This window comes from Microbacterium oxydans (assembly GCF_000956405.1).
GTDB classification, from domain to species: domain Bacteria; phylum Actinomycetota; class Actinomycetes; order Actinomycetales; family Microbacteriaceae; genus Microbacterium; species Microbacterium oxydans_C.
Map to the genome: position 1 here is coordinate 1 of NZ_JYIV01000009.1, position 25,463 is coordinate 25,463.

Here is a 25,463-nt window from a genome sequence, read left to right on the forward strand (position 1 = left end):
CCTCCTGACCCCCGCTACCCCGCTACCCCGCTACCCGCAGCGCCGAGACCCACGCACAGCGCCGAGACCCATCGAGCCAGACGCTTGCGGCAGTGGGTCTGGGCAGAGACCATGGGTCTCGGCAAGGCGGGGCTGCGCGGCTAGGCTCGGGCCATGACGATCGACCTCGAAGCGCTCTACATCGACCTGCACCAGCACCCCGAGCTCTCGTTCCAGGAGACGCGCACCGCGGGCATCGCCGCCCAGCATCTGCGCGACCTCGGCCTCGAAGTCGAAGAGGGGGTCGGGGTCACCGGCGTCGTCGGGGTGCTGCGCAACGGCGACGGCCCCGTGGTGTGGGTGCGAGCCGACATGGATGCGCTGCCCGTCGAGGAGCAGACAGGCTTGGCATACGCCAGCACCGCGAAAGGGGTCGACCCCGCCGGGACGACCGTTCCCGTCATGCACGCCTGCGGCCACGACATGCACGTCACCGCGATGATCGGGGCAGTGGAGAAGCTGGTCGCCGAGCGGTCCGACTGGTCGGGAACCCTCGTCGTGCTGATCCAGCCCGCCGAGGAGTACGGCGCCGGGGCGCGAGCGATGCTCGACGACGGGATCCTCGACCGCTACCCCAAGCCCGACGTCGTGCTCGGCCAGCACGTCACCCCGCTGCCCGCCGGTGTGATCGGCGTGCGCAGCGGAACGCAGATGGCCGCCTCCGATGGGCTCACCGTGACCCTGCACGGCCGCGGCGGCCACGGCTCGCGCCCGCACGCCACGATCGATCCCGTCGTGATGGCCGCGGCCACCGTGATGCGCCTGCAGACCATCACGTCGCGCGAGATCGACCCGCAGGGCGTCGCCGTGGTGACGGTCGGCTCGATCCATGCGGGCCTCAAGAACAACATCATCCCCGCCGAGGCCAAGCTCGAACTCAGCCTGCGCTACCCGGACGAGGAGACACGCGACAAGGTGCTCGCGAGCGTCGAGCGCATCGTGAGGGCCGAGGCCACAGCCTCCGGTGCGGAGCGCGAGCCCGAGATCCGCACCGACCACACGCTGCCCGCCACCATCAACGATGAAGAAGCCACCGCGCGCGTCTCCGCAGCCCTGCAGCGCGCCCTGGGCGAGGCCGCCGTGATCGATCCCGGGATGTTCACCGGCAGCGAGGACGTGTCGTGGTTCGCCCGCGATGCCGGAGCACCCCTCGTGTTCTGGTTCTGGGGCGGCGTCGACCCCACCCGGTTCGCCGAGGCAGCCGCCGCGGGACGCCTGGGAGAGGACATCCCGACCAATCACTCGCCGTTCTTCGCGCCGGAGATCCACCCGACCATCGAGGTCGGCGTCACCGCCATGTCGGCCGCGGCCCGGGAGTTCCTCGCCTAGAGGCCGGACACTGCGCTCACGTGATCGGGGCTACGTCGATTTGCTCATCCGCCGATCGCGTTCATACCGCGCGCGGGCTGCAGGAACGAGGGGTCGTCGATCGCGTGTCCCGGCAGCTTGCCATGCACGCACGACCGCAGGAGCGCGGCGATCTCGTCCGCGCGCTGCCCGGGCGCAGAGGCCGACTCTCCGCGCAGCAGCCCGGTCAGGTCGTACTCGGCGAGCGAGAACAGGCAGTTGCGCAGCTGTCCGTCGGCGGTCAGCCGCAGGCGATCGCACGCACCGCAGAACGGAGCGGTGACCGACGCGATCACGCCGACCTCGTGCGATCCGCCGTCGATCCGCCACTTCTCGGCGGGCGCTCCCCCGCGGCCCGCGACCGGTTCGAGGTGCCAGCGCTCCCCCAGCGATGCGAGGATCTCCTCGCGCGTGACCATCGAGGCGCGGTCCCAGGTGTGCCCGGCGTCCAGCGGCATCTGCTCGATGAATCGGAGCTGAGCGCCCACGCCCATCGCGAACTCCACGAGATCGACCAGCTCGTCGTCGTTCACGCCGCGCATAGCGACCGCGTTCAGCTTGAGGGGACGGAGGGACGAGGCCGCAGCCGCCTCGATACCCGCGAAGACATCGTCGAGGCGGTCGCGGCGGGTGAGGTCGGCGAAGCGCTGGCGGTCGACCGTGTCGATGCTGATGTTGAGGCGCGTGAGCCCGGCATCGATCAGGGCCGGGAGCTTCTGGGCGAGGCTGATGCCGTTGGTGGTCATCGCCACCTCGACTGGGCCCTCCTCCCCCTCGATGCGGGAGATGCGCCGAACGACGTCGACGATGTCGGTGCGCAGCAGCGGTTCGCCGCCGGTGAGACGGAAGGTGCGGATGCCGAGAGCTGCGGCCACCTCGGCGACCTCGACGATCTCGTCGGTGGAGAGGATGCTCGTGCGGGCCAGCCACTCGTTGCCCTGCTCGGGCATGCAGTACGTGCAGCGCAGCGAGCAGCGATCGGTGAGGGAGATGCGCAGATCGCGATGCACACGGCCATGCGTGTCGACGAGACCTCCTGAGAGGCCGACGGCATCCGATGCGGGCGCGGTGCGCGGCGCGCGCATGCCGATGACCACCGGCACGGCCGTCACGGTGCTCCCCCGCTCCCCGTCATGTTCCGAGACTACCCGCACCTCCGCCGCTGGGGCTCGCGCAAGCGTGACCGGCCATGGGCGCGGGCCCAGTAGTCCTTCAGTGCAGGTGATCGGCGGTTTCGACTCGACCTAGCGTGATCCTCGTCGCGCACCAGTCTGCGATGCCATCGACTGCCGCGGCGACGGTGGGTTCATGAAAGCCCGGAGAACTGGAGTCGAAGAATCGATCACCACTGTCCCCTCCAAAGACGAGAAAATCATGAGGAGTGTTGACCGCCTGCATGCCCTCGTGGTTGACCTGGAAGTCGTTCTCGTACGCGTGGCTGTTCTCCGCATAGATGCCGCGCACGGAGACCTGGTTGAAAGACGCGTAGTCGACCGAGCCCCTCGGAAGTGGCGAGTCAACGAGAACCGCTGCGATGACCGGAGCGTCCGAGTTGGAGAGGACGCTCCAGATCGGAGTGCCCGCGTCGCCAACACCAATGACGCACAAAGGCCGCGATACAGCTCTCTTCTCGATTTCGGTGAGCACTCCCCGGACACCGGCGGGATCGGCACCGCCGCGCTGACTCACCGCGACTGTCGCTAGAGCGGAATGGTGGAGTTCCTGTCTCAGGGTGTCGTCACTCGCGCCCATCCCGTCACTGAACAACACCGCCACCCCAAGAAGGTCGGTGTCATCGGCTACATCAGTCCACGTCGTCGTGAACTCTGTACCGTTGACAGATACCGGGAAACTCTGCTGATCAGGGGTGCTGCACCCCGCTGCGGCGGTGCTCAATGCGATCGCGAGCGATGCGCCAATGGTGCATCGGCGCATCGCTCGCAGGTTCTTCGTCACACCGCAGCCAGACGCTCACGCGTGAAGGTTGGTGCAACTCGATCGAGGCAGTCCTTCTCATCCATGTAGAGCTGCCACTTGTCTCGGTTCGCGCCAGTTCCCATCACGCAGTAGTACCCGTAGAACGCCCCCGGGTTGTTGGCCATGTGCGCCTTGCCGGCCGCCTGGCATTTCGCTTTCGTTGCGTAGTACCCCCACGGGTACGGAGTCATCGGCTGGATCGACGACACGTAGTCGGTGTTTCCCACGGCGGAGACTACAACCGCCTCAGAGGGAGAGGCACCACCGGTGGCGGCGTAACCGGGACTAGCCAGCAAAGCGATACCCAGCATGGCGGCTGCTGGCAGCGAAAGCGCTGCCACCTTACTGTTCATGAGATCTCCTTCGATTCATATGGATGGATCCACGCCCGTAGTTCGAGCGCGCTTGCAGGCGCCGCAATCACCGCCGGTGTTCCGTGTTTGACGATGCCAACGACGCGATAGTCACCATTCGGACTCATCGCCTCCCCCTGCAGCAGGAGGTTGTCGTCCCGTTCCTCGTCGGCGAGCATCTTGTGGGCGAGCCGAAGCATGGCAGGGGTGTTCTGCGAGTGGACGACGACCAGGTGGATTCCCAGAAGCGGTCTCAGCTCGTCCTCAACGCGCGCGACATCAGTGGCCGCGACCACGACCGCAAAATGCACGGCGTCATTCACCACGACGAAGTGCAATGCCGCTTCTTTCTCGACCAAACCTCCGGCAACCGACCGAACGAGGGAGAGATCGATCTCCTCTCCGCCAGCAGCAGAGGGCATAACGAGAAGAGGCTGCGTACCCAAAGACGGCGGCGGTTCCAGGACCGCCGCCTCCTCAGTTATCGGGGTGATGTCCCAGACTGCGACGAGCCTTTCACTGACCCACATCCCTCGAGCTTCGACGTACTCGTTGACCCAGCCATCGAGATCTGACGATGCGTGCAGTCGAATCCTGGCCTCTTCCATAGGAAGGCGAGTCTCAGGTGACAGCGAGACCACCGGGATCAACCACGAGCCTTGCTCGTCTTGCGTGAGCAACCCTCGGGCGGAAACGGCACCCCCCACTGTCGCGCCGCTCGAAATGTCTGACACCGTCACCATCTCCTTTCCTCGCACCGACGTTGGTGCGGCCATTTCAGAGTCCCCGTGCAGCTGCGCAGAGACGAGTTGTGGTCTTATCGGTCACGGTCGAAGGAGACGCCGACCGCAACGGGCTGTTCATCATCCACACCCACCGAGACATCGTCTGTAGGCCATATGGGGGACAGAGGCTTATGCGAGACGCCCCCACAGGCCTGAACGCCACTGAACGCGCCAGCATGGCCCCGCCGCCTGGGCACACCCAACTGATCACGTATACCGGTATGAAGCGCGGGTGGCAGAGACCTCAGGACTCCGCGACGAACCGCACCAGCTCGGGATCAATCCGCAGCCAGATCAGTTCGCCGACCGTCACCTCTCCAGCGGCCGTCGATGAGATGTCGACCGCCCCCACGTCGGTGTGCACGCGAACCCCTGCGAGCGTCGGCTCGACCCGTGCCACCACAGCCGCCCATGAGTTAGCACCCGCATCCCGGACGCGCACATCCTCCGGACGGAACACCACGGCGAGCGCGGTACCCTCCATCGCTGCGAGCGCGCGCGAAGCGGGATCCGCGCTGGTCAGCCGCACCTCACCACCCCGCCACATGCCCCCACTCGCGACGCCCACCAGGCGGTTGACGCCGGCGATCGAGGCGACGAAGTCCGACGCGGGTGCCGACAGCACCTCGCGGACCGGTCCGCTCTGCGTGACCCGCCCCGCCTCGATCACCATGAGCCGATCCGCCAGCGCGACGGCATCGGCGGCATCGTGGGTGACCGCGATCGTGGTGATCCCGTCCAGCTGGTCGCGCAGCATCTGTCGGATCTCGCCCGCCGTCACCGGGTCGAGCGCCACCAGCGGTTCGTCGAGCAGCACCGCGCGCGGCGACGCGGCGAGCGCCCTGGCGACGGCGACGCGCTGCCCTTCGCCACCCGAGAGCTCACGCGGCATCCGGTCCCCTGATCCGGCGAGCCCGACGCGGGCGAGCCACTCATCGGCAGAGTCTCGCGCCGCACGGGCGTCTGTGCCTGCCGCCCGCGGGCCGAAGGCGACGTTCTCGCGCACGGACAGGTGCGGGAACAGGCGCGCATCCTGGCCGAGCAGCACGACCCCGCGGTTCATCGGCGGCGTCCGCACCCGTGGCGAGGCGACGCGGTCGACGACACGGCCGGCGACCTCGATCTCTCCGGCCGTCAACGGCTCGAGGCCCGCGAGCGCCTGCAGCAGAGTCGACTTTCCCGCACCACTGGGGCCCATGATGGCCATGGTCTCCCCCACCGCGACCTGCAGCCCGACGTCGACGGCGAAGTGCTCGCGATCGACGACGATGCGTGCGCGCAGCCCCGGCGCCTCGGCCCGGCCCTCCGCGCCCGTCATCGCGTAGCCCCCGGTCTCCAGCCGCGCACGAGCAGCAGCACGACGATGGCGGTCGCGAGCAGCAGCAGGGCGAGCGCGACCGCCGTGCCCTGCGAGACTCCCGCACCGTTGAACGCGGTGTAGATCGCGAGCGGCATCGTCTGGGTGACTCCCGGTCGGTTGCCTGCGAACAGCGCCGTCGCACCGAACTCGCCGATCGCCCGCGCGAAGCACAGCACGACGCCTGCCACGATCCCCGGTGCCGCGAGCGGGAGGGTGATGCGGCGCAGGATCGTCCACCGTCCGGCTCCGAGGGCCGCGGCCGTGCGCTCGTGATCCACGCCCGACGTGCGCACGGCCCCCTCGACGGCCAGGACCAGGAAGGGCAGGGCCACGAACGTCTGCGCCAGCACCACGGCCGGCGTGCTGAAGGAGAGGCCGAGCCCGCCGAGCCAACCCGCACGCCCGAAGAGATACAGCAGTGCGACGCCGCCCACCATCGGCGGCAGTACCAGCGGCACCGTGACGACGGCGCGGAGCACCGCGGCGAGCCGAGGACCGGAACGGGCGATGTACAGCGCGAGCGGGACCCCCACGACGATGCAGAGCAGCGTGGCGACGAGGCCGGTGCCGAGCGAGAGGAGGAGAGCGGAGAGTGCAGCCGGAGACGTCACATCGGCCAGGAACGTCGACCACTGCACGCGCGCGACCAGAGCGGTCAGCGGCAGGATCAGGAAGGCCAGACCGATTGTGGCGGGGATGGCGAGCGCGCGAGGAGCGTACCCGCGGACCCCTGCGGCGCTCATGGGGCGCCGAAGCCGAAGTCCGCCAGGATCTTCTGCCCCGCGTCCGACAGCACGAAGGCCACGAACGCCTCGGCCGCCTCGGAGTTGGGCGCATCCGCCAGCGCCGCGATCGGGTAGTGGTTGACGACCTCGTCGGCACCATCGGGCACGATCGCCTCGATATCGGAACGCCCGATCACGTCGGTGGCGTACACGAGGCCGGCGTCTGCCTCGGAGGCGGCGACCTTGGTGAGGACTGCCGTCACGTTCTGCTCGAGGCTGGACGCATCGACCGTCACACCGGCGGCGGTGAGCAGCTTCGAGGAAGCAGCACCGCAGGGGACCTCTGGCGCGCACAGCACGGTGGTCACGTCGGCCAGATCGGCGAGCGTCTCGACGCCGCCCGGGTTTCCGGAAGGCACCGCGACGACGAGCGTATTGGAGGCGAACAGCGCCGGATCGACCGCGACGTCGGCCGCCTTGTCCATGTTCGCCTCATCGGCCGAGGCGAACACATCGGCGGGCGCGCCTTCGAGGATCTGCGTGACCAGGGTCGACGAGCCGTCGTACACCGGGCTGAACCGCACGTCCGGGTTCTCGGCGACGAACGCCTCGCCGATGGCGTCGAAGGCGCCGCTGAGCGACGCGGCGGCGTAGACGGTGAGGTCTCCGCTCAGACTGCTCCGCCCGGCGGTCTCCGATGGTGACGGAGCGCTCCCTGCCGTGCTCGCACAGCCGGCGAGAGCGAACACGGCCGCAGCGAGGACGAGCGCGGTGGAGCGGCGGAGCGTGCGGTTCATGTCAGCCTTTCGGGACTTCGACGACGACCTGCGTCGCTTTGACGGATGCGGTGGCGAGCGAACCCACCTCGAGCTGCAGGTCACGGGCGGCCTCAGCGGACATGAGCGACACGACGCGATGCGGCCCGGACTGGATGTCGACCTGCGCCATCAGTCCGTCGACCTGCACGCGGGTCACGATGCCGAGGAAGCGATTGCGGGCGCTGGAGAGCACATCGCCGGCATCCTTCGCCTCCTCCGCGAGGGCCACGGCGCGTGCCGCGACCGCATCACCGGGGATCTCGGCCGGCACCGCGTCGGTGACCGGCAGCAGCCCCTGCTCGATCCAACGGCGAACGGTGTCGTCGCTGACCCCGAGCAGTTGCGCGGCTCGAGCGATCCGATACGTCTGCATGACGGGAATCTACCGCAGATGCGGGGAAAACCATCGCATAAATCCGATTCTGCGCAAAGACGTCGTGTCCCCCAAACGGCCGATACCGCGCGGTCACGGTATCGGCCATGATGGCTCTCGATGACGGCGCCGAATCAACCACAGGACGGGCTGTCCGACTTCGCGGAGCTGATGGCCCGCGAGCAGGAGTTCTCGACCCCTGATCGGATCCCCCCGGAGGTGCGCCGACGACGCCGCCGCCGAGGCCTCATCGCCACTGCCATCGTCGTCGTGCTGCTGCTCGCCGCAGCCGGCGGCTACGTCGGGTGGGCGCTGACCGCACCTGTGAGTCCGCCGGCGGTGGCCACGCAGATGCCGCAGGTCCCGACCGGCGCTGCCGCATCGATCGCGACACCCCCGGCGGATGCGTCCGCGCTCAGCGTCGCGGGTGCTGATTCCTATCTCGGCGAGACGGCGACCGGCGTCTGGTCGACGAGCGGGACCGGCGAGCCGCTGCCCATCGCGAGCATCACCAAACTCATCACCGCCCTGGTCATCCTCGATGCCTCCCCGCTCGCCTCCGCCGACGACCCGGGTCCCACCATCACTTTCAGCAAGGCCGATCACGACCTCTACGATCGCTACTACGTGCTGGGCGCGACCATCGCGCCCATGCCCACCGGCACGTCGATGTCGCTGCGCGACGCCCTTGCTGCCATGCTCATCCCCTCGGCCAGCAACTACGCCGACGCATTGTCCTCCCGGATCTTCGGATCGCAGAACGCGTTCCTCGGCGCGACACGGAACTGGCTCGCCGCCCACGGACTGACCGGCACGACGATCACCGAGCCCACGGGCATCAGCCCCCGCAACACGAGCACACCCACCGACCTCCTCGCGATCGGCAAACTCGCCGCCGCGAACCCGACCATCGCCCAGATCGTCGCGACCCCGTCGATCACGCTCCCCGGCGCCGGCCTGCTCCACAACACCAACGGCCTCCTCGGGACGACCGGGATCACGGGGTTGAAGACGGGCACGCTGGGCGAGGGGACGTACAGCCTGCTGTACACCGCGAACCTCGCCGTCGGCACGGCCGAGCCGCTCGCGGTGACCGGTGTCGTGCTCGGAGGAGCGTCGCGCGAGTCAGTGAACGCCGGTGTGCTCGCGGTGCTCGACAGCATCCGCACCGGGTTCCACCAGGTGCCGGTCGCGTCGGCCGGTCAGCAGGTCGGCACGATCACGACTCCTTGGGGAGACACCGCCCAGCTGCTCATCGACGAGGACGTGACGATCTTCACCTGGTCGGACACGCCGATCGTCGTGACGATGGACGTCAAGACCCCGCCGACCTATCGCGACGGCACGAAGGTGGGAACCGTCACCTGGACCGCCGGCCCGAACTCCGTCACGGCCCAGGTCTCGATCAAGGGCAGCATCGACCAGCCGACCGAGTGGTGGCGGCTGACACACCCCTCCGAGCTCGGTGCGATCACGGAGACCGCGCGCTGAAGACACCGTCCGACGACCGGGCATACGCTGAACACATGCAGCCTCTCGTCGTCCCCTCCGCCGCGCTGGAGCCGGAAGAACTCGTGCGCACCGCGCGGCATGCGGTCCTCGCGGGCATCGGCGAAGAAGGCCAGCGCCGTCTGAACGCGGCCCGTGTCACGGTCGTCGGCGCGGGCGGGCTCGGCTCCCCCGTGCTGCTCGCCCTCGCCGCCGCGGGGGTCGGCACCCTCACCGTGATCGACGACGACGTGGTGGAGCTCACCAACCTGCAGCGTCAGCTCGCCCATCGCGTGGAAGACATCGGGGTCGCGAAGACCGCGTCGGCCGCACGGGCGATCACCGCCCTCGCGCCGCACACCGTCGTGAATCCGGTCTCCGAGCACCTCGACAGCACCAACGCGGAGCGGCTCCTCGCGGGCGCCGATCTCGTGGTCGACACGAGCGACTCGTTCGCGACCCGTCGGGACGTGGCCGGTGCGGCCGACACGCTCGGACTCCCGCTCGTGTGGGGCGCCGTGCAGGAATGGCACGCGCAGGTCACGGTCTTCTGGTCTGCCCCGCCGGAGGGAGAACCCGTGGTGCTCGCGGACCTCTTCCCCCTGGGCACCGAGGGCGAACCACCCAGCTGCGCCCAGGTCGGGGTGCTCGGGGCGCTGTGCGTGCAGGTGGGCGGGATGCTGGCCGGCGAGGTGATCAAGCTCGTCACCGGCTCCGGTGAACCGCTGCTCGGAAGGCTGGCGATGATCGATGCACTGACCTCCCGCCAGCACGAGATCTCGATCCGCCCGGCATCCCCCACGACGGCGGGAGCGCGCGCATGACCGGCCGTCGCACGGTCGAGGAGCAGCTCTCCCACGTGCTCGATGCGGTCCGAGTCGTCGATCAGATCACGGTCCCGGTGGCTGCCGCCGCAGGACGCACGCTCGCTGCACCCGCGGCCGCCGCCCACGACATCCCCCTGTTCGACAACTCCGCGATGGACGGGTTCGCGGTGCGCGGAGCCGATGTCGCGTCGGCCTCCGAGCAGAACCCGGTGACACTGCGTGTGGTCGCCGATCTCCCCGCCGGCGTCGCCCTCGACCCGGCACTCGGCCCCGGCGAAGCCGCCCGCATCATGACCGGCTCTCCCACTCCCTCCGATGCCGACGTGATCGTGCCCTTCGAGGACACGGCCGGAGGCCTCGCCGACTCACTCGGCGAGGTGACGGTGTTGCGCGCCCCTGCCAGGCCCGGCGTGTTCGTGCGCCGACGCGGCGCCGACCTGCACGCAGGCGACGAGGTCGTGCACGCGGGCGAACGCCTCGGCGCCTTCCAGCTCGCCGCCGCTGTGGCCGCGGGCGTCGACACGGTCTCGGTCACCCGCGCGCCTCGCGTGGCCGTGGTGTCGACCGGAAGCGAACTGCTCGGCCCGGGAGACGCACCGACGCGCGGGCGCATCCCCGACTCGAACGGCCCGCTGCTCGAGCAGCTGGTGGCCGACGCAGATGCCGAGGTGGTGTCGGTCGCGCGCGTGGCCGACGAGGCCGAGGCCGTCAGAGCAGTCACCGCCGAAGCCGTCAGTCTCGGCGCGGACGTGATCGTCTTCACCGGCGGCGTGAGCGCAGGTGCCTACGAGCCGGTGCGCGGGGCCTTCGACGGCGGCGGTCAGGTCGAGTTCAGCGCGGTCGCGATGCAACCCGGAAAGCCTCAGGCCTTCGGCGTGCTCGAGGGCGGGTGCCTGGTGTTCGGCCTGCCGGGAAACCCCGTCAGCGTCGCCGTGTCGTTCGAGGTGTTCGTGCGACCCGCACTGCTCGCCATGCAGGGACGCAGCGACATCCACCGCCCGCGTGCACCGTTCACCGCGGATGCCCCGTGGACGCCTCCCCCTGGCCGCCGCCAGTATCTTCCCGCCGTCGTCGACCTCGCCGCGCGCACCGTACGTCCGGCGACCGCCGGCGGATCGGGATCCCACCTCGCCGGAGGTCTCGCCCGCGCGCACGCGTTCGCGATCGTGCCGGCCGAGGTCGAGACGGTCGCCGTCGGCGACGTGATCGATGTCATGCTGGTCGGATGAGCTTCCCTCACCTCGACGCTGCCGGCCGCGCCCACATGGTCGACGTGACCGCGAAGCAGCCGACCGTCCGCACCGCCACCGCCCGCGGCTTCGTACGCTGCAGCCCCGAGGTGATCGCCGCCCTGCGCGACGGGACGATGCCGAAGGGCGACGTGCTCGCCGTGGCGCGTATCGCCGGCATCCAGGCGGCCAAGTCCACCCCGGCGCTGTTGCCGCTGGCGCATGTGATCGGCGTGCACCGGGCGAGCGTCGACCTCGAGATCGTCGACGACGGCGTGCGCATCGAAGCCACGGTGGGCACAGCCGATCGCACGGGAGTCGAGATGGAGGCGCTCACCGCCGTGTCGGTCACCGCCCTCGCCGTGGTCGACATGATCAAGGGCATGGACCGCTCCGTGGTGATCGAGGATGTGCGCATCGTGGCGAAGTCGGGCGGACGCTCGGGCGACTGGGTGCGGCCGGGGGAAGCCCGATGACTCGGGTGCGCTACTTCGCCGCGGCCGCGGAGGCTGCCGGTGTCGACTCCGAGGAGCGCGCCGAGACGACGCTCCTCGCGCTGCGCGCCGCCGTGGTCGCCGAGCATCCGGCCCTGGCCGACATCCTTCCGCGCTGCGCCGTCATGGTCGACGGGGTGCGCAGCGACGACGACCGCGCCCTCGACGATGCCGAGCTCATCGACGTGCTCCCGCCCTTCGCCGGAGGCTGACCTGCCGGCCACATGCATGATCAACGGACGCATGCATGATCGCCGGTCGGCGTTTCCTCCGGCACACGGCAGAAGCTCATGCAGGTGACGCGCCGAAGACGGCGACGGCGACGGTGTCAGCCGCCGATGCCCTTCCACGACGAGGTCCCGTCGACCTCGAGCTGGCGCTTCCACACGGGCAGGTCGCTCTTGATCGCCTCGATGACGGCCCGACACACCTCGAACGCCTCAGCTCGATGCTCGGAGGCGACCGCGATCACGACAGCCGCATCGCCCACATCGAGCCGCCCGATGCGATGACTCACCGCCACCACCGCAGGGGCTTCCGATCCGGCACCCGCTTCGGCGGCGATCCTTCGCAGCGCGGCTTCGGCATCGGGATGGGCGCTGTACTCCAGCCCGACCACCGGCGTCTCGGCATCCGGGTCGTTGTCGCGCACCCGCCCGACGAAGGTGGTCACCGCACCGAGTCGAGGGTCTTCGACCGCGGCGAGATGCGCGTCGAGGTCGAGGCGCTCCTCCGACACAGCGGCGATTCGTACGTCGTTCATGAGTGGTCTCCACCTTCCACCTGATCCAGGATGTGCCCGGCGACGCTGAGCACCACGGGTACGCCGGAGGCTACGGCTCGCGTGGATCCGGGAAGATTCACCACGAGCATCCCCGCGGGGTCGACGATGCCGGCGAGCCCGCGCGACAGAACCGAGAGCGGGGTGTCGGCCAGTCCGCTGCGACGCAGTTCCTCGGCGATCCCCGGGATCTCCCTGGTGATCACTCGCCGGGTTCCCTCCGGCGTCAGATCGCGGGGCCCGACACCCGTACCGCCGGTGGTCACGACCAGTCGGATGCCCCGGGCGGATGCCCTGCGCAGGGCATCCGCCACCGAGTCGATCCCGTCCGCCACGATCTCGGCATCGGGGCAGTGCCATCCCGCGTCCCGCAGCAGCCCCACAGCGATGGGACCTCCACGATCCTCGCGCTCCCCCGAGAACGATCGGTCCGAGACGGTGATCACGAGTGCGGGGAGCGGGCCCATGGGTCCCACCCTAGGCCCGCGAGGTCGTCGGTGCACCGGTTTCAGTTGACCCGGATGAGCGACCGCTGCCAGCCAGACGACCCGTTCGGTGCGATGGGTGCGCGCTCCTGGATCTGCAGATCGCCGTTCTTGTTGACCGCGCGCACGGCGACGTAGTGCGTTCCGGGGGTCGCATCCCACTCCATGAACCACTGCACCCAGGTGTCGTCGTTGATCGGAGCCGAGAGCGTCGCCGGCATCCAGTCGCCGTCGTCGATGCTGACCTCGACGCGTTCGATCCCGACCGACTGGGCCCAGGCGACGCCGGCGATGGGGATCTTCCCGGCCGCGACCGCCTCACCGATCTTGGGGGTGTCGACGCGCGAGGCGAACTTGATGGGCGCCTCGGCGCTGTACCCACGGGGCGTCCAGTACGCCTCGTCCTGCGCGAACGTGGTGACCTTCAGCTCGGTGAGCCACTTGGTCGCCGACACGTAGCCGTAGAGCCCCGGCACCACCATCCGCACCGGGAAGCCGTGCTCGAGGGGCAGCGGCTCTCCGTTCATGCCGACCGCCAGGATCGCATCAAGGCCGGGATCGGTGAGGGCCGAGAGCGGCGTGCTCGCCGTGTAGCCGTCGACGCTGCGCGAGAGCACCATGTCGGCACCGGACTTCACGCCCGCCTTCTTCAGCACATCGCGCAACGGCACACCGAGCCACTTCGCGTTGCCCACGAGCTCGCCGCCGACCTCGTTCGACACGCAGGTGAGCGTGATCGCGTACTCGTCCAGCCCCATGTCGAGGAGGTCCTGGAAGCTCATCTCCACACGCTGGTCGACCATGCCGTCGATCACGAGCCGCCACGTCTCCGGGTCGATCGAGGGAACCGTGAGCGCGGTGTCGACGCGGTAGAAGTCCTTGTTCGGGGTGAAGAGCTTGCTGAGCCCGGGGATGTCGAGCTCGGCACCCTGCGGCACCATGACCGTGCTCTTCGGGGAGGGGAGCTTGAGCGCGCTGCGGATCGACTCGACCGACGACACGGCCATGCTCACCGTCCGTGCGGTGATCCCCACCACCAGTGCGGACGCTCCGGCGAGCGCAGCGAGCACGAAGAATCGGCGACGGTCGATGCCGGGCCGAGCGGGCTCGACATCCGCCGGCCCGACACCGCCGTTCTCCGGCGCGGTGATTCCCGCGCCGGAGTCCTCGGCACCGGCGGCTTCCGCCCCGATGGTGTTGCCGGCTTCCGCCCCAGCGGTGCCGCCGGCCTTCGCCCCAACGGCTCCGGCCCCTCGCGTACCGACCGCGGAGTCCCTCCATCCCCGCAGACGGCGGCTGAGGAGCACGAGGATGATCGATCCCGCGACGGTTCCGAGCACCGGAGGCAGGAAGGCCAGGGGCGACACGGCCGCCCTGGTCACGATGGCGGCGGTGGAGAGCACACCGGCGATGACGAGCGCGACCACCCCGAGCGGCGGGCGCACGAACTGCAGGATGCCGGCGATCGCCGAGGCGATGAGCACAGCGAGTCCGAGTCCGGCCAGCAGAGCGATCTTGTCGTACTCGCCGAAGGTGGCGATCGCGAACTCCTTGAACGGCTGCGGCACGATGTCGATCACGAACCCGCCGACCGCGAGGATCGGGCTGGCCGCGCGCGCGAACAGGAGAGCGAAGAGCTCGGCCGTCGCGAGGAAGACCCCGCCGCCGATCACCCCGGCGAGCGCCGCCCAGACGAGGAACCTCTTGCCACTGCGGCGCTGCGCCATGATCGTCTCCTGTTCCACCGTCTCTGATGTGCTGCTGCTTGTTCGGAGCGCTGGCGCGATCGGATGTGACCGATCAGGAGTCGGTGTCCGCGGATCAGAGACGACGCACGGTGATGGCCTCGCGTCCCTGGAACTGGCGCAGGGTGCGCATGCACCTGGAGCACAGGATCTCGACACGACGCGGATGCCCCTCGCCGCACACGCAGTCCACGGTGACGCGCCACTTGGCCTTGCATCCGCACGGCTGGTAGCCGTCGTCGTCGCCGTGGTCGCACTCGCACAGCTGCCGCCCACGGTCGATGCCGGCGAGGTCGTCAACGTCGGGTCGCTCGACGACGTCGAGATCATCGTCGACGGACACGGCTTCCTGCGTTCTCACCACCTGCCGATGCTCCCAGGGCCGCCCCGTTGGCGCAACAGCGTCGCGTGCGGGCGCGCCTCGGTCAGATGCCGACGACGCGGGGGCCGGAGGGAGCGTCCGGGATGGGGGTGGGAGCCGGAGGCGGCGGCGGCGCGAGTTCGCGCTGCGGCACACCGTGAGCCTCACGGTGCAGGCGCTCCATCCGGCTGTCGAGCTCTGCGGCGGCATCGGCGGCGTCCGAGAGACTGTCGACGAGATGCGAGGGCACTTGGTTGGAGAACTTGTAGTAGATCTTGTGCTCGAGGCTCGCCCAGAAGTCCATGGCTATCGTGCGGAACTGCACCTCGACCGGAACCGAGAGCGCGCCGGTCGACAGGAAGACGGGCACCTCGATGATCGCGTGCAGGCTCTTGTAGCCGTTGGCCTTCGGATGGGCGATGTAGTCCTTCACCGTGCGCACGGTGACATCGTCCTGCGCGGTCAGCAGGTCGAACAGCCGGTACACGTCGGCGACGAAGCTGCACGTGACACGCACGCCGGCGATGTCGGTGATGTCGGCACGGATGCGGTCGAAGTCAGGCTCGTCGATGCCCTTCCTGGCGAGCTTCTCGACGATGCTGTCGGGCGACTTCAGACGGCTCTTCACGTGCTCGATGGGGTTGTACGCGTGGTCGTGCGTGAACTCGTCGCGCAGGATCGAGATCTTCGTCTCGACCTCGCGCATCCCGAACTCGTACTCGCGCAGGAACCGCTGCAGCTCGTCGCGCAGCTCGCGGGCCTGGTTGATCGTGTCCTCGGTGACGTGAACAGTCGTCATGCCTTCGACGTTACGGCTTCGTGATCGGAAACCGCTGTGGATGCCCGATGTCCTTACGGTTCTCGAACGGGTTGACGCGGCCTCGGCCGCGGCCTAGAACGGAGCACATGACGACAGCAGGCGAGAACTGGACCAGGGCCTACATCGAGGCGTGGCGGTCGAATGATCCGGAACGGATTGGGGCGCTCTTCACCGACGATGCGCACTACCTCACGAGCCCCGACTCGCAGCCTCGGATCGGTCGCGAGGCGATCGTGTCCGGGTGGCTCGAGGACAGCGACGACCCGGGCACCTGGACCTTCGAGTGGGAGATCCTCTACGAGGTCGGCGACTTCGTGATCGTCCAGGGCCACACCCGGTACCCGGCCGAGCGCGACTACCTCAACCTCTGGATCATCCGGCTCGCACCCGACGGGAGTGCGACCGAATTCACCGAGTGGTACATGCCGCGCCCCCACACAGAGGGCTGACTACCGGTCAGCAGGTTACGCCGTCACGCATCGCGCGGCGGGAGAGAGGAACCATTCATCGCCCGTGCATCCACCCTCGCATCGGCGAGCTGCTGCCCGGACACGACTCCCGGCAGTCCCCGACCGAGACGGGTGGTGAACAGCATCACGACCGCCACGAGGATCAGGATCGAGCTGGCGAGGTCGAACAGGTTGCCACCCAGGGCGAGCGCGCTCAGGCCGCCGATGCCCCCGGCCCAGCGGAGCAGGCGGGCGAACGGAGCGGGCATCCGCGAGCCCGCATAGCGCAGCTGCACCGCGAAGTCTCCGACCGAGCGCCCGGTCGCCAGGATCAGCACCAGGAACAACGCCGCGGGGACGACCCCTCCTGCCGTGGACGCGATCGACCCGTCGAGCACGGCAGCCCTGTCGCGCACGACGTACTCCAGCCACACCTGCACGGTCACGCCGATGCCGGTGCTCAGGAATCCGTAGGCGAGGCCGTCGCACAGCATGGCGAGCGCACGACGCCCGCGGGTGACCGGACGCGGGAGGTCGGCGTCGGGGCTCGCCTTCGCACCCCGGAGCGTCCGCGGCACGACGAGCGCCAGGGTGCAGCCGACCACTGCTCCGAGGGTGTTCGTCATGAGGTCGCCGACGTCGAAGAAGCGGTAGGCGCACGGGTAGACGCCCCACACCCCGGTCAGCTGCGTCGTCTCGACCAGCAGCGACAGCCCGAACCCGGCGGCGAGCGCGGTCACCACACCGCGCCCCGCGAGCACGCGCACGAAGAACCCGAGGGGGACGAACAACAGCACGTTGAAGACCAGCTGCAGCAGTGCTGGCTGGCGCAGGGGGTTGCCGGGCGCCGCGAAGGCCTTCTGCACATCGCGCACGACCGACATCGGATCGGTGATCGCGCCGACGCAGCGGATGGCGTCGGGGTCCGGCAACGGGAGCAGGGTGTAGGTCCAGATGGCCCAGAAGTAGATCAGCGCCGCGAGCCACAGCACGGTGCGACCGAGGCCGAGACGTCCGCGGCGGCGGTAGCTGATCGCCACGAACGGCACGAACAGGAGGATGCCGAAAGCCACCCCTATCGCGATCGCGATGAATCCGAGCAGCACCTGATCTTCCACCGCGTGCCAGTGTAGCTTTGCCCGTAAGGATTCCGTGAGGAGCGCGCGATCCCACCGTAGGGATTCCGTGAGGATCGCGTGAGGATGCCATCGGGAGGCGTAGTGTCGCCGGACGTGTCAGACGAAAACAGGGAGGGCGCGGACGCACCGCCACGCGCCAAACGCATCCTCATCGGCGAACCGCTGACGAGCCAGCAGGTCGACGACCAGCTGCTCCCGAAGCGGATGGCGTTGCCCATCTTCGCGTCGGACGCTCTGAGCTCGGTCGCATACGCCCCCCAGGAACTCGTGATGATCCTGCTGATCGGCGGGCTCACCTTCCTGTCGTTCACGCCGCTCGTCGCCGGCGCCGTCGTGGTGCTGCTGGTCGTGGTCGTGCTCAGCTACCGTCAGCTGATCAAGGCGTACCCCTCAGGCGGCGGTGACTACGAGGTCGCATCGAAGAACCTCGGCGAGATCCCGGGCGTGATCGTGGCGGCGGCCCTCCTGGTCGACTATGTGCTGACCGTGGCCGTGTCGGTCGCCTCCGGTGTCGACAACATCATCTCTGCGGTGCCGGGCCTCGACCCGTTCCGCGTGGAGCTCGCCGTCGGCTTCGTGATCCTCATCATCGTCGTGAACCTGCGCGGCGTGCGCGAGGCCTCCCTGGTGTTCGCGATCCCGACCTACGTGTTCATCGGCTCGGTCGGCATCATGATCGTCACCGGCCTCATCCGCACCTTCCTCGGCGACGCACCTGTGGCATCGAGCCACGATTTCAGCGTGCAGGCGGAGAGCCTCGGCCAGGCGGCCGTGATCCTCCTGATCCTGCGCGCGTTCTCGAGCGGATGCTCGGCCCTCACCGGTGTCGAGGCCGTCTCGAACGGGGTGCCGGCCTTCCGCGCCCCGAAGATCCGCAACGCCCAGTCGACCCTCGTGCTGATGGGCAGCATCGCCGCGTGCCTGTTCGCCGGCCTGACCGCGCTCGCCCTCATCACGGGTGTGCACTACGCCGAGAACCCGTGCGACCTGGTCGGCTTCGACTGCACGAACCCGCAGCCGAGCCTGATGGCACAGATCGCGGCGGCGACGTTCGGCGGGGGCAGCATCCCCTTCTTCATCATCCAGGCCGCGACCGCGTGCGTGCTGCTGCTCGCGGCGAACACCGCGTTCAACGGCTTCCCGCTGCTGGGTGCCGTGCTCGCACGCGACGGCTACGCCCCCAAGTCGCTCAACACCCGCGGTGACCGTCTGGTGTTCTCCAACGGCATGATCCTGCTCGGCATCGGCGCCATCGTCGTGCTCCTGGTGTTCCAGGCGAAGCTGACCACGCTCATCCAGCTGTACATCATCGGGGTGTTCGTGTCGTTCTCGCTCGGCCAGATCGGCATGGTGCGGCACTGGCGACGCGTGCTGCGAGGTCCCGCGGAAGACCGGGCAGGCTCGGGAATCGACGGCGCCTCGGCCGCCGACCGTCGCTCGGCGAAGGTCGGGCTCATCATCAACTCGACCGGTGCCGTGATGACCGTGCTCGTGCTCGTCATCGTGACGATCACGAAGTTCACGCACGGCGCCTACCTGGTGTTCTTCGCGATCCCGATCCTCGCCTTCCTGATGCTGGGCGTGAAGCGGTACTACCGCGATGTCGAGCACGAGATCGCGATCGACGACACCACGAAGTTCGGTGCGACCGGCGACCTGGCGATCGTTCTCGTCAACCGCCTGCAGAAGCCCGTCGTGAAGGCCATCGACTACGCCATCGCAGCGAAGCACGGCAAGACCCTCGCGGTGCACGTGGCCGTGGCGTCCGACGACGCGGCGCAACTGCAGAAGGACTGGGCCGACCACCTGGTGCCGATCCCGCTCGTGATCGTCGAGTCGCCGTATCGCTCGTTCGCTCAGCCGGTGACGCAGTTCATCAAGCAGTATCGAGAGAAGCACGGCTCGTCGGTCGTGACCGTGTACCTGCCGCAGTACATCGTGGGGCACTGGTGGGAGTCCTTCCTGCACAACCGTCGCGCCCGTCGCCTCGCCAACCAGCTCATGCTCGTGCACGGGGTGTCGATCACGCTGGTGCCGTGGCTGCTCGATTCGTCGGAGCTCATCTACGGTCGCCGTTCCCGCCCGCTGCCCGGTCAGGAGCGTGCCGGTCGCCCTGTGGTCGTCAGCGGTCGCCGCGCGCACCGGCCCGCCGGTCCGCCGCAGGAGGAGTGACGAAACGTGAACTCTTCGGGGCGGATCGCGCAAGACAGAGTATGAGCACTCTCGACGACGCGATCTTCCGCCCTGCCCTCGACCCTGCCTCCGTCTCGCTCCCGCAGACGATCCAGGTGGATCTCACCTGGCTGTGGGCCGACCTCGGCGCGCGGCCCGAACAGCACTGAGCACCGCTCAGGACTCTTCGAGCACGGCGCCCAGGATGGCTGCGGCCTCGGCGAAGTGGGACGGGTCGGCGTTGGCGTAGTTGAGGCGCACGTAGGCACCGGAGGGTTCGGCCGGGAACCACTCAGACCCCGGCGCGATGATGAGCCCGCGCACCTCGCACTCGCGCACGACCTGCAGGACATCCGTCCCGTCGGGCAGCCGCACCCACAGGTTGAGGCCGCCCGCAGGGACGCTCTCCACGTGCGCGGAGGGTGCGTGCGTCGCGAGGCTCGCGATCAGCAGGTCGCGGCGTGCGCGGAGGTGCTCGCGGAATCCGCGCAGGTGCGTGCGCCACGCGGGCTGTGTAACCACGTCGAGCGCGGCGGCCTGCAGCAGCCCGCTCACGTACATGGATTCGGCCGCGCGGTCGGCGAGGATGCGATCCCGTGCCGGGCCGCGGGCGATCACGGCGGCGACGCGCAGGGCGGGCGAGGCGCTCTTGGTGAGCGAGCGCAGGTAGACCACGTGGCCGTCGTCGTCGGACGCGGCGATCGGACGCGGGTCGGCGTCGATCCCCAGGTCGTGCGCCCAGTCGTCTTCGATCAGGAAGGCCCCGTGGCGGCGGACCGTCTCGAGCACGGCTTCCCGCGTCGCGGGCGGCCAGTGCGCGCCGGTCGGATTCGCGAACGTCGGCTGCGCGTAGAACGCCCGTGCCCCGGTCTGGGCGAACGCCCGCTCGACGTCTTCCGGATCGGGGCCGTGCGCACCCGAGGAGACCGGCACCAGCGTCACCCCGGCCTGGGCGGCGGCGAGCAGCGCCCCCCAGTAGGTCGGCGACTCGATCAGCAACGGCTGGCCGACGCCCACGACTGCACGGAAGATGGAACTCAGACCGCTCTGACTGCCCGAGATGATCAGGGCGTCCCGCGCAGAGGCCGGGGTGATGCCGACGGGAGCGGCGGATGCGAGCTCCCCCGCGAACCAGGCCTGCAGCTCGGGAAGACCGGCGGCGGGAGAACGGGTGAGTGCCGCGTCCGAGCGGGCCGCGCGCACGAGCGCCTGGCGCACGAGCCGCCCCGGCAACAGGTCGACCGCGGGGTAGCCCGAGTGCATGCCGATCGCGTCGGGAGCGACAGTGCGCTGCGTCGACGACAGGCCGACGAGGCCAGCGGGCGCCGTCCCGAGGGCGGCCGTCTGCCACCCGTAGTCGACCGAGCGGGGCGCACGCGCGGAGCGGACGAACGTGCCTGCCCCGGGTCTCGACTCGACCAGACCGAGCCGGACGAGCTGCTGCATCGCCTTCTGCACGGTCACCGGGCTCGCCCCGTACTCCGCCATGAGCGCCCGGTTCGACGGCACCCGTGCACCGGGCGACGCGGAGGTGATCCACTCCCGCACCCCTGCGACGATGCGGCCACTGCTATCCTGACTCATGAAAGTAGACAGTAGCGTTATCGCATCGCGATCAACAGTGCTATCCACCCGGGCCGGCCGCTGGTGGGGGCTCCTGGGCGTTCTCGCCTTCTCCTTCACTCTGCCGTTCACACGGATCGCGATCGGCGGGCTGTCACCGCTCTTCATCGGCTCCGGCCGTGCGGTCATCGCCGCCCTCCTCGCCGGGATCGCCCTGGTCGCGACCCGTCAACGGATACCGACCGGAGCGCAATGGGGACGCCTCGCGATCGTCGCCGGCGGAGTGGTGGCCGGATTCCCCCTGCTGACCTCGTTCGCGATGACCACGACTCCCGCCAGCCACGGCGCGGTCGTGATCGGACTGCTTCCCGCTGCGACCGCGGTCGCCGTTGTGCTCCGCACCGGGGAACGCCCCGCCCCATCCTTCTGGGTGTTCGCGGTGCTCGGCGCCGTCGCCGCCGTCGTCTTCGCCGCGCTGCAGAACGGTGGACTCGGCGCCCTCACCGGTGCCGACCTGCTGCTGTTCGGAGCCGTCGTCGCCGCGGCGATCGGATACGCGGAGGGAGGGCTGCTCGCCCGCGAACTCGGCTCCTGGCAGACCATCTCCTGGGCGCTGATCGTCGCTGCTCCGCTGATGGCCGCACTGACCGTGGTGGCGGCGGTCCAGCAGCCTCCCGCGGCGACTCCCGTGCAGTGGCTGGCGTTCGCATACCTCGCCGCGGTGAGCATGTTCCTCGGCTTCTTCGCCTGGTACCGCGGCCTCGCGATCGGTCCGATGGCACAGGTGAGCCAGATCCAGCTCGTCCAGCCCGTGATGAGCATCGCCTGGGCCGCGCTCCTGCTGCGCGAGCCGATCGGCTGGGCCACCGCGGTCGGCGGGCTCGCCGTGATCGCCTGCGCCGCGCTCGCGGTGCGCACGCGACTCGCCACCGACCGGACAACCAGCCAGACGAGAACCCACACGAAGGAATCCTGATGCGTCACACGCCCCGCTACCTGATGACCGACCCCGACGAGGTCAAACGACTCATCCGCGGCAACCCGTGGGCGACGTTCGTCTCCCCGACACGCACCGGACTCGTCGCCTCGCACTACCCCGCGCTGCTGGTCGAGGACGAGGACGACATCGTGATCGCCAGTCACTTCGGCCGGCCCGACGAGCAGCTCCACGAACTCGGTGAGCACGAGGTGCTCGTGATCATCCAGGGACCACACGACTACGTGTCGCCGAGCTTGTATGCGCCCGGCGACCTGGTGCCGACCTGGAACCACGTCACCGCGCACCTGTACGGCATCCCCGAGATCCTGAGCGAGGAGGAGAACTACGCCATGCTGACGCGGTTGACCGACCGTTTCGAGGACCACCGGGCGCACGGCCGCCATCTGTCGGAAGACGAGGAGGGCACGCGACGAGCGGCCAAGGGGACGGTCGGCCTGCGGATGCGCGTCGACCGGTTCGACGCCCGCGCCAAGCTCAGCCAGAACAAGTCACCCGAGGTGCGCGAGAACATCACCGCGCGGTTCGCCGAGACCAATGCCGCCCTCGCGGCCGAGATGCGTCGCGTCGGCGAAGCTCAGCACTGACCTGCCGTGACACTAGTCACCCCAGGTCGTGACGGCGCGACACTTCCCGGCAGGAGCAGGGTCGGATGGACTGGATCTCAGACGCGGAACCCCTCCGCCGATCGAGAAAGAGCACCATGCGCAAGCCCTGGAAAGTCGTCCTCACCACCCTCGGAGTCATCGTCGCGGTACCCGTGCTCACCATCGCGGCCACCGCGATCGGCAACGTGATCGCGACGCAGGTCGAGACGTCGACCCTGACGCCCTACGGCGAGACGGTGACGGTCGATGGGAAGTCGATGAACGTGGTGATCGCGGGCAACGGAGATGAGACGATCGTGCTGCTGCCCGGCCTCGGCACGGCGGCTCCCGCGCTCGACTTCCAGCCGCTGATCTCCGAGCTGCAGGACACCTACCGGGTGGTCGCGGTCGAGCCCTTCGGCACCGGGCTCAGCGATCAGACCGATGTCCCGCGCACCGCTGACAACATCACCCGCGAGGTGCACGAGGCACTGCAGGCGCTCGACATCGACCGCTACACGCTGATGGGGCACTCGATCTCGGGCATCTACGCGCTGACCTACACCGCCGCATACCGCGACGAGGTCACCGCGTTCGTCGGCATCGACAGCAGCGTGCCCGACCAGCCAGGGTGGGACGACGCGATCCCCACCTCGACCATCAGCACGATGTCGACCCTGGGCCTGACTCGGCTGCTGAGCGGGCTCGCCGGCGACGCCTACGCGGGCCTCCCCTACGACCAGGACACGAAGGACGCGATGCAGGTGCTCAGCAACCGGAATGCGGCAGCGCCCACTCTGCTGGACGAGATGGACCGCGCGCCCGAGAACTTCGCCTCGGTGAGTGGGACGACGTTCCCCGCAGACCTGCCCGTCCTGCTGTTCGTCGCGGAGGGCGACGGCGATGTGCCCGGCTGGCTCGAGCTGCACGAGGCTCAGGCGGCGAGTGTCACCCGGGGCGAGATCGTCCGCGTCGACGGAGGCCACTATCTGCATCACACCCAGTCGCCCGAGCTGGCTGCCCAGACCCGCACCTTCCTGGACTCCCTCGCGGCGGGCTGATCCGGCCCGGGATCACTGTTCCGGTCGCACTTTCTGTCGCTTCTGCAGAACGAGAGCGACAGAAAGTGCGACCGGAACGTGCGGTGAGCCCGGCTAGCCCGCGACCAGCATCAGCACGAGCACCGCGGCGAGCACGGTCGGGACGGCGGCCACCACGCCCCACAGCATGAAGCGGCTCCACCGGATGGTCACCCCCAGCGCGACGATCCGGTTGTGCCAGAGCAGGGTCGCGAGCGACGCCCACGGTGTGATGAGGGGGCCGAGGTTCACGCCGATCAGCAGGGCCATCAGGGCGACAGGATCTCCCGCAGCGGGCTCCAGCACGAGGTACGCCGGGAGGTTGTTGATCGCATTGGCGCTCACGGCCCCGAGCGCCGCCAGCCGGAACAGGTCGCCCGGAAAGTCGCCGCTCGCGGTCGGCGAGGTCAGGAAGTCGAGGAGTCCCTGCGCGTGCGCGGCCTCGACCAGCACGAACAACGACGCGGCGAGCGCGAGCGCCTGCCACGGGACGAGCGAGAGCCGCAGGGCCCGGCGTCGACGGACGGCGAAGAGCACGATCAACGCGAGAGCCGCGACCGTGGCCGGGATCCACACGTCATGGGTGAGCGCGAGCAACGGCATCAGCACGAGGAGGATGCCGGTCGCGCTCCAGAACAGCATCGGGTCGGCCGGTCGCCGTGGTACGGGCGTCTCGTACGCGCCGAACACCGTGCGCCGGTGCAGGACGGTGAGGATCGCGACGGGGACCAGGATCCCCACAAGTGTGGGCGCCCAGCTCAGCGCGATGAACGCCCCGGGCCCTTCCCCCATCGCGGGTGCGGCGAGCAGGTTCGTGAGGTTCGACACCGGCAGCGCGAGGGACGCGGTGTTGGCGAGCCAGACCGTGGCCAGGGCGAAAGGCAGCGGGGAGACGCCGATGCTCTGCGCCAGCACGACGACGACCGGGGTGACGATCACGGCGGTCGTGTCGAGCGAGAGGAAGACGGTGCTCACCACGGCGAGCACGACTACCAGCGCCCACAGCACCACCACGCGGCCTCGACCCCAACGCGCGAGGCGCTGGGAGACGACGTCGAACACCGCCGCGTCGCGGGCGAGCTCGGCGACGATCGTGATCGCGACGACGAACCCCAGCACGGGCGCGATCCGTTCGCCGAGGGCACCGGCGTCCGTGCGCGGCAGGAACCCCGTGAGCACGCACACGAGCGCGACGACCACGAGCGCCGCAACGACCCATGCCCCGGTGCCGATGCGCATCCTTCTGATTCCCACCTCGTGAGCATAGGGCCGAACTCCGGCGTTCCCGTCGCACTTTCTGTCGCTCAGAGTCGCGGGAAGCGACAGAAAGTGCGACGGGAGCGAATCCGGGGAGACGTGGAGGGGCCGAACCGTGAGCAACCCGCATGCATCGGGGCGGAGGGCGTAGGGGAAGCGTGAGGATCGCGGTGGCGGGTGCCGCGCGGGAGTTGTATCGGATCCGTGCTCGAC

28 protein-coding genes are annotated in these 25,463 nt (G+C 69.3%); 12 read left to right on the top strand and 16 right to left on the bottom strand.

Annotated features, from left to right (window positions below; all coding sequences use genetic code 11):
• The first annotated feature begins 153 nt into the window (after positions 1-153).
• Positions 154-1,368, top strand: a complete 1,215-nt coding sequence (locus RN51_RS00575) for an amidohydrolase (protein WP_045262109.1) — start codon at positions 154-156, stop codon at positions 1,366-1,368.
• Between the two features lie 44 nt (positions 1,369-1,412).
• On the opposite strand, the gene moaA is transcribed toward RN51_RS00575, so the two are convergent.
• The 8 genes from moaA to RN51_RS00615 form a co-directional block, all read right to left on the bottom strand.
• Positions 1,413-2,498: a GTP 3',8-cyclase MoaA gene (moaA, locus tag RN51_RS00580; RefSeq protein WP_419865788.1), complete on the bottom strand. Its 1,086-nt coding sequence runs from the start codon at positions 2,496-2,498 to the stop codon at positions 1,413-1,415.
• A gap of 100 nt (positions 2,499-2,598) precedes the next feature.
• Complete coding sequence (locus RN51_RS00585; RefSeq protein WP_156149048.1) at positions 2,599-3,342, bottom strand: hypothetical protein; 744 nt, start codon at positions 3,340-3,342, stop codon at positions 2,599-2,601.
• A complete protein-coding gene (locus tag RN51_RS00590; RefSeq protein ID WP_045262111.1) occupies positions 3,339-3,716 on the bottom strand; it encodes a hypothetical protein in 378 nt (125 codons plus the stop codon). Before RN51_RS00590 ends, RN51_RS00585 begins: the two co-directional genes overlap by 4 nt.
• A complete protein-coding gene (locus tag RN51_RS00595) occupies positions 3,713-4,324 on the bottom strand; it encodes a hypothetical protein (protein WP_156149049.1) in 612 nt (203 codons plus the stop codon). The genes RN51_RS00590 and RN51_RS00595 overlap by 4 nt, the downstream gene beginning before the upstream one ends.
• Positions 4,325-4,745: 421 nt before the next feature.
• The gene (locus tag RN51_RS00600) at positions 4,746-5,819 is read right to left on the bottom strand and encodes an ABC transporter ATP-binding protein (protein ID WP_045262113.1); all 1,074 of its coding nucleotides are present in this window, start codon (positions 5,817-5,819) and stop codon (positions 4,746-4,748) included.
• The gene (modB, locus tag RN51_RS00605) at positions 5,816-6,604 is read right to left on the bottom strand and encodes a molybdate ABC transporter permease subunit (protein WP_045262114.1); all 789 of its coding nucleotides are present in this window, start codon (positions 6,602-6,604) and stop codon (positions 5,816-5,818) included. Before modB ends, RN51_RS00600 begins: the two co-directional genes overlap by 4 nt.
• A complete protein-coding gene (gene modA / locus RN51_RS00610) occupies positions 6,601-7,383 on the bottom strand; it encodes a molybdate ABC transporter substrate-binding protein (protein WP_045262115.1) in 783 nt (260 codons plus the stop codon). Before modA ends, modB begins: the two co-directional genes overlap by 4 nt.
• A gap of 1 nt (position 7,384) precedes the next feature.
• Positions 7,385-7,777: a TOBE domain-containing protein gene (locus RN51_RS00615; protein WP_045262116.1), complete on the bottom strand. Its 393-nt coding sequence runs from the start codon at positions 7,775-7,777 to the stop codon at positions 7,385-7,387.
• A 120-nt stretch (positions 7,778-7,897) separates the two neighbouring features.
• On the opposite strand from RN51_RS00615, the gene RN51_RS00620 reads away from it, so the two are divergent.
• Genes RN51_RS00620 through RN51_RS00640 form a run of 5 tightly spaced genes read left to right on the top strand, consistent with a single transcriptional unit; the run spans position 7,898 to position 12,027 of the window.
• Positions 7,898-9,268, top strand: a complete 1,371-nt coding sequence (locus RN51_RS00620) for a D-alanyl-D-alanine carboxypeptidase family protein (protein ID WP_045262117.1) — start codon at positions 7,898-7,900, stop codon at positions 9,266-9,268.
• A gap of 35 nt (positions 9,269-9,303) precedes the next feature.
• Positions 9,304-10,089: a HesA/MoeB/ThiF family protein gene (locus tag RN51_RS00625; protein ID WP_045262118.1), complete on the top strand. Its 786-nt coding sequence runs from the start codon at positions 9,304-9,306 to the stop codon at positions 10,087-10,089.
• Positions 10,086-11,321, top strand: coding sequence for a gephyrin-like molybdotransferase Glp (gene glp, locus RN51_RS00630; protein WP_045262119.1), 1,236 nt, complete (start codon positions 10,086-10,088; stop codon positions 11,319-11,321). Before RN51_RS00625 ends, glp begins: the two co-directional genes overlap by 4 nt.
• Entirely contained in the window at positions 11,318-11,797 is a 480-nt protein-coding gene (moaC, locus tag RN51_RS00635) for a cyclic pyranopterin monophosphate synthase MoaC (protein WP_045262120.1), read from the top strand. Before glp ends, moaC begins: the two co-directional genes overlap by 4 nt.
• Positions 11,794-12,027, top strand: a complete 234-nt coding sequence (locus RN51_RS00640; RefSeq protein WP_045262121.1) for a MoaD/ThiS family protein — start codon at positions 11,794-11,796, stop codon at positions 12,025-12,027. Before moaC ends, RN51_RS00640 begins: the two co-directional genes overlap by 4 nt.
• A 116-nt stretch (positions 12,028-12,143) precedes the next feature.
• Here RN51_RS00640 and RN51_RS00645 read toward each other — a convergent pair whose 3' ends face one another.
• From RN51_RS00645 to RN51_RS00665, 5 genes are all read right to left on the bottom strand, one after another.
• On the bottom strand, positions 12,144-12,578 hold the full coding sequence (locus RN51_RS00645; protein WP_045262122.1) for a molybdenum cofactor biosynthesis protein MoaE: 435 nt from the start codon (positions 12,576-12,578) through the stop codon (positions 12,144-12,146).
• A complete protein-coding gene (locus RN51_RS00650) occupies positions 12,575-13,063 on the bottom strand; it encodes a MogA/MoaB family molybdenum cofactor biosynthesis protein (protein ID WP_045262123.1) in 489 nt (162 codons plus the stop codon). Before RN51_RS00650 ends, RN51_RS00645 begins: the two co-directional genes overlap by 4 nt.
• A 41-nt stretch (positions 13,064-13,104) precedes the next feature.
• Positions 13,105-14,808: a molybdopterin-dependent oxidoreductase gene (locus RN51_RS00655; protein WP_045262124.1), complete on the bottom strand. Its 1,704-nt coding sequence runs from the start codon at positions 14,806-14,808 to the stop codon at positions 13,105-13,107.
• A gap of 94 nt (positions 14,809-14,902) precedes the next feature.
• Entirely contained in the window at positions 14,903-15,190 is a 288-nt protein-coding gene (locus RN51_RS00660) for a hypothetical protein (RefSeq protein ID WP_156149050.1), read from the bottom strand.
• 61 nt (positions 15,191-15,251) lie between these two features.
• A complete protein-coding gene (locus tag RN51_RS00665; RefSeq protein WP_045262126.1) occupies positions 15,252-15,986 on the bottom strand; it encodes a GTP pyrophosphokinase in 735 nt (244 codons plus the stop codon).
• Between the two features lie 107 nt (positions 15,987-16,093).
• On the opposite strand from RN51_RS00665, the gene RN51_RS00670 reads away from it, so the two are divergent.
• Positions 16,094-16,456, top strand: coding sequence for a nuclear transport factor 2 family protein (locus tag RN51_RS00670; protein ID WP_045262127.1), 363 nt, complete (start codon positions 16,094-16,096; stop codon positions 16,454-16,456).
• Between the two features lie 23 nt (positions 16,457-16,479).
• Here RN51_RS00670 and RN51_RS00675 read toward each other — a convergent pair whose 3' ends face one another.
• Positions 16,480-17,574, bottom strand: a complete 1,095-nt coding sequence (locus RN51_RS00675; protein WP_045262128.1) for a VanZ family protein — start codon at positions 17,572-17,574, stop codon at positions 16,480-16,482.
• A gap of 84 nt (positions 17,575-17,658) precedes the next feature.
• Here RN51_RS00675 and RN51_RS00680 point away from each other — a divergent pair, with 84 nt between their 5' ends.
• Positions 17,659-19,767 carry an APC family permease gene (locus RN51_RS00680; protein ID WP_231579168.1) on the top strand — a complete coding sequence of 703 codons (2,109 nt, stop codon included), beginning with the start codon at positions 17,659-17,661 and terminating at the stop codon, positions 19,765-19,767.
• A gap of 41 nt (positions 19,768-19,808) precedes the next feature.
• Complete coding sequence (locus RN51_RS18760; RefSeq protein ID WP_269430479.1) at positions 19,809-19,937, top strand: hypothetical protein; 129 nt, start codon at positions 19,809-19,811, stop codon at positions 19,935-19,937.
• 7 nt (positions 19,938-19,944) lie between these two features.
• On the opposite strand, the gene RN51_RS00685 is transcribed toward RN51_RS18760, so the two are convergent.
• Positions 19,945-21,351 carry a PLP-dependent aminotransferase family protein gene (locus tag RN51_RS00685; RefSeq protein WP_045262130.1) on the bottom strand — a complete coding sequence of 469 codons (1,407 nt, stop codon included), beginning with the start codon at positions 21,349-21,351 and terminating at the stop codon, positions 19,945-19,947.
• On the opposite strand from RN51_RS00685, the gene RN51_RS00690 reads away from it, so the two are divergent.
• The 3 genes from RN51_RS00690 to RN51_RS00700 all read left to right on the top strand — a co-directional run bounded on the left by RN51_RS00690 (position 21,350) and on the right by RN51_RS00700 (position 23,975).
• Positions 21,350-22,306, top strand: coding sequence for a DMT family transporter (locus tag RN51_RS00690; RefSeq protein ID WP_045262131.1), 957 nt, complete (start codon positions 21,350-21,352; stop codon positions 22,304-22,306). The genes RN51_RS00685 and RN51_RS00690 overlap by 2 nt on opposite strands.
• Positions 22,306-22,914 (top strand): FMN-binding negative transcriptional regulator, encoded by a 609-nt coding sequence (locus tag RN51_RS00695; protein ID WP_045262132.1) that lies wholly within the window; start codon positions 22,306-22,308, stop codon positions 22,912-22,914. Before RN51_RS00690 ends, RN51_RS00695 begins: the two co-directional genes overlap by 1 nt.
• A 116-nt stretch (positions 22,915-23,030) precedes the next feature.
• Positions 23,031-23,975: an alpha/beta fold hydrolase gene (locus RN51_RS00700; RefSeq protein WP_045262143.1), complete on the top strand. Its 945-nt coding sequence runs from the start codon at positions 23,031-23,033 to the stop codon at positions 23,973-23,975.
• Between the two features lie 93 nt (positions 23,976-24,068).
• Here RN51_RS00700 and RN51_RS00705 read toward each other — a convergent pair whose 3' ends face one another.
• On the bottom strand, positions 24,069-25,232 hold the full coding sequence (locus RN51_RS00705) for an SLC13 family permease (RefSeq protein ID WP_045262133.1): 1,164 nt from the start codon (positions 25,230-25,232) through the stop codon (positions 24,069-24,071).
• Between the last annotated feature and the right edge of the window lie 231 nt (positions 25,233-25,463).

Bases quoted from the DNA above. Each gene is read 5' to 3' on its own strand.
- RN51_RS00575 (WP_045262109.1), top strand. From the start codon at position 154: ATGACGATCGACCTCGAAGCGCTCTACATCGACCTGCACCAGCACCCC.
- RN51_RS00590 (WP_045262111.1), bottom strand. From the start codon at position 3,716: ATGAACAGTAAGGTGGCAGCGCTTTCGCTGCCAGCAGCCGCCATGCTG.
- RN51_RS00595 (WP_156149049.1), bottom strand. From the start codon at position 4,324: ATGGAAGAGGCCAGGATTCGACTGCACGCATCGTCAGATCTCGATGGC.
- RN51_RS00600 (WP_045262113.1), bottom strand. From the start codon at position 5,819: ATGACGGGCGCGGAGGGCCGGGCCGAGGCGCCGGGGCTGCGCGCACGC.
- modB (WP_045262114.1), bottom strand. From the start codon at position 6,604: ATGAGCGCCGCAGGGGTCCGCGGGTACGCTCCTCGCGCGCTCGCCATC.
- modA (WP_045262115.1), bottom strand. From the start codon at position 7,383: ATGAACCGCACGCTCCGCCGCTCCACCGCGCTCGTCCTCGCTGCGGCC.
- RN51_RS00615 (WP_045262116.1), bottom strand. From the start codon at position 7,777: ATGCAGACGTATCGGATCGCTCGAGCCGCGCAACTGCTCGGGGTCAGC.
- RN51_RS00620 (WP_045262117.1), top strand. From the start codon at position 7,898: ATGACGGCGCCGAATCAACCACAGGACGGGCTGTCCGACTTCGCGGAG.
- RN51_RS00625 (WP_045262118.1), top strand. From the start codon at position 9,304: ATGCAGCCTCTCGTCGTCCCCTCCGCCGCGCTGGAGCCGGAAGAACTC.
- glp (WP_045262119.1), top strand. From the start codon at position 10,086: ATGACCGGCCGTCGCACGGTCGAGGAGCAGCTCTCCCACGTGCTCGAT.
- moaC (WP_045262120.1), top strand. From the start codon at position 11,318: ATGAGCTTCCCTCACCTCGACGCTGCCGGCCGCGCCCACATGGTCGAC.
- RN51_RS00640 (WP_045262121.1), top strand. From the start codon at position 11,794: ATGACTCGGGTGCGCTACTTCGCCGCGGCCGCGGAGGCTGCCGGTGTC.
- RN51_RS00645 (WP_045262122.1), bottom strand. From the start codon at position 12,578: ATGAACGACGTACGAATCGCCGCTGTGTCGGAGGAGCGCCTCGACCTC.
- RN51_RS00650 (WP_045262123.1), bottom strand. From the start codon at position 13,063: ATGGGCCCGCTCCCCGCACTCGTGATCACCGTCTCGGACCGATCGTTC.
- RN51_RS00655 (WP_045262124.1), bottom strand. From the start codon at position 14,808: ATGGCGCAGCGCCGCAGTGGCAAGAGGTTCCTCGTCTGGGCGGCGCTC.
- RN51_RS00665 (WP_045262126.1), bottom strand. From the start codon at position 15,986: ATGACGACTGTTCACGTCACCGAGGACACGATCAACCAGGCCCGCGAG.
- RN51_RS00670 (WP_045262127.1), top strand. From the start codon at position 16,094: ATGACGACAGCAGGCGAGAACTGGACCAGGGCCTACATCGAGGCGTGG.
- RN51_RS00680 (WP_231579168.1), top strand. From the start codon at position 17,659: ATGCCATCGGGAGGCGTAGTGTCGCCGGACGTGTCAGACGAAAACAGG.
- RN51_RS18760 (WP_269430479.1), top strand. From the start codon at position 19,809: ATGAGCACTCTCGACGACGCGATCTTCCGCCCTGCCCTCGACCCTGCC.
- RN51_RS00690 (WP_045262131.1), top strand. From the start codon at position 21,350: ATGAAAGTAGACAGTAGCGTTATCGCATCGCGATCAACAGTGCTATCC.
- RN51_RS00685 (WP_045262130.1), bottom strand. From the start codon at position 21,351: ATGAGTCAGGATAGCAGTGGCCGCATCGTCGCAGGGGTGCGGGAGTGG.
- RN51_RS00695 (WP_045262132.1), top strand. From the start codon at position 22,306: ATGCGTCACACGCCCCGCTACCTGATGACCGACCCCGACGAGGTCAAA.
- RN51_RS00700 (WP_045262143.1), top strand. From the start codon at position 23,031: ATGCGCAAGCCCTGGAAAGTCGTCCTCACCACCCTCGGAGTCATCGTC.
- RN51_RS00705 (WP_045262133.1), bottom strand. From the start codon at position 25,232: ATGCGCATCGGCACCGGGGCATGGGTCGTTGCGGCGCTCGTGGTCGTC.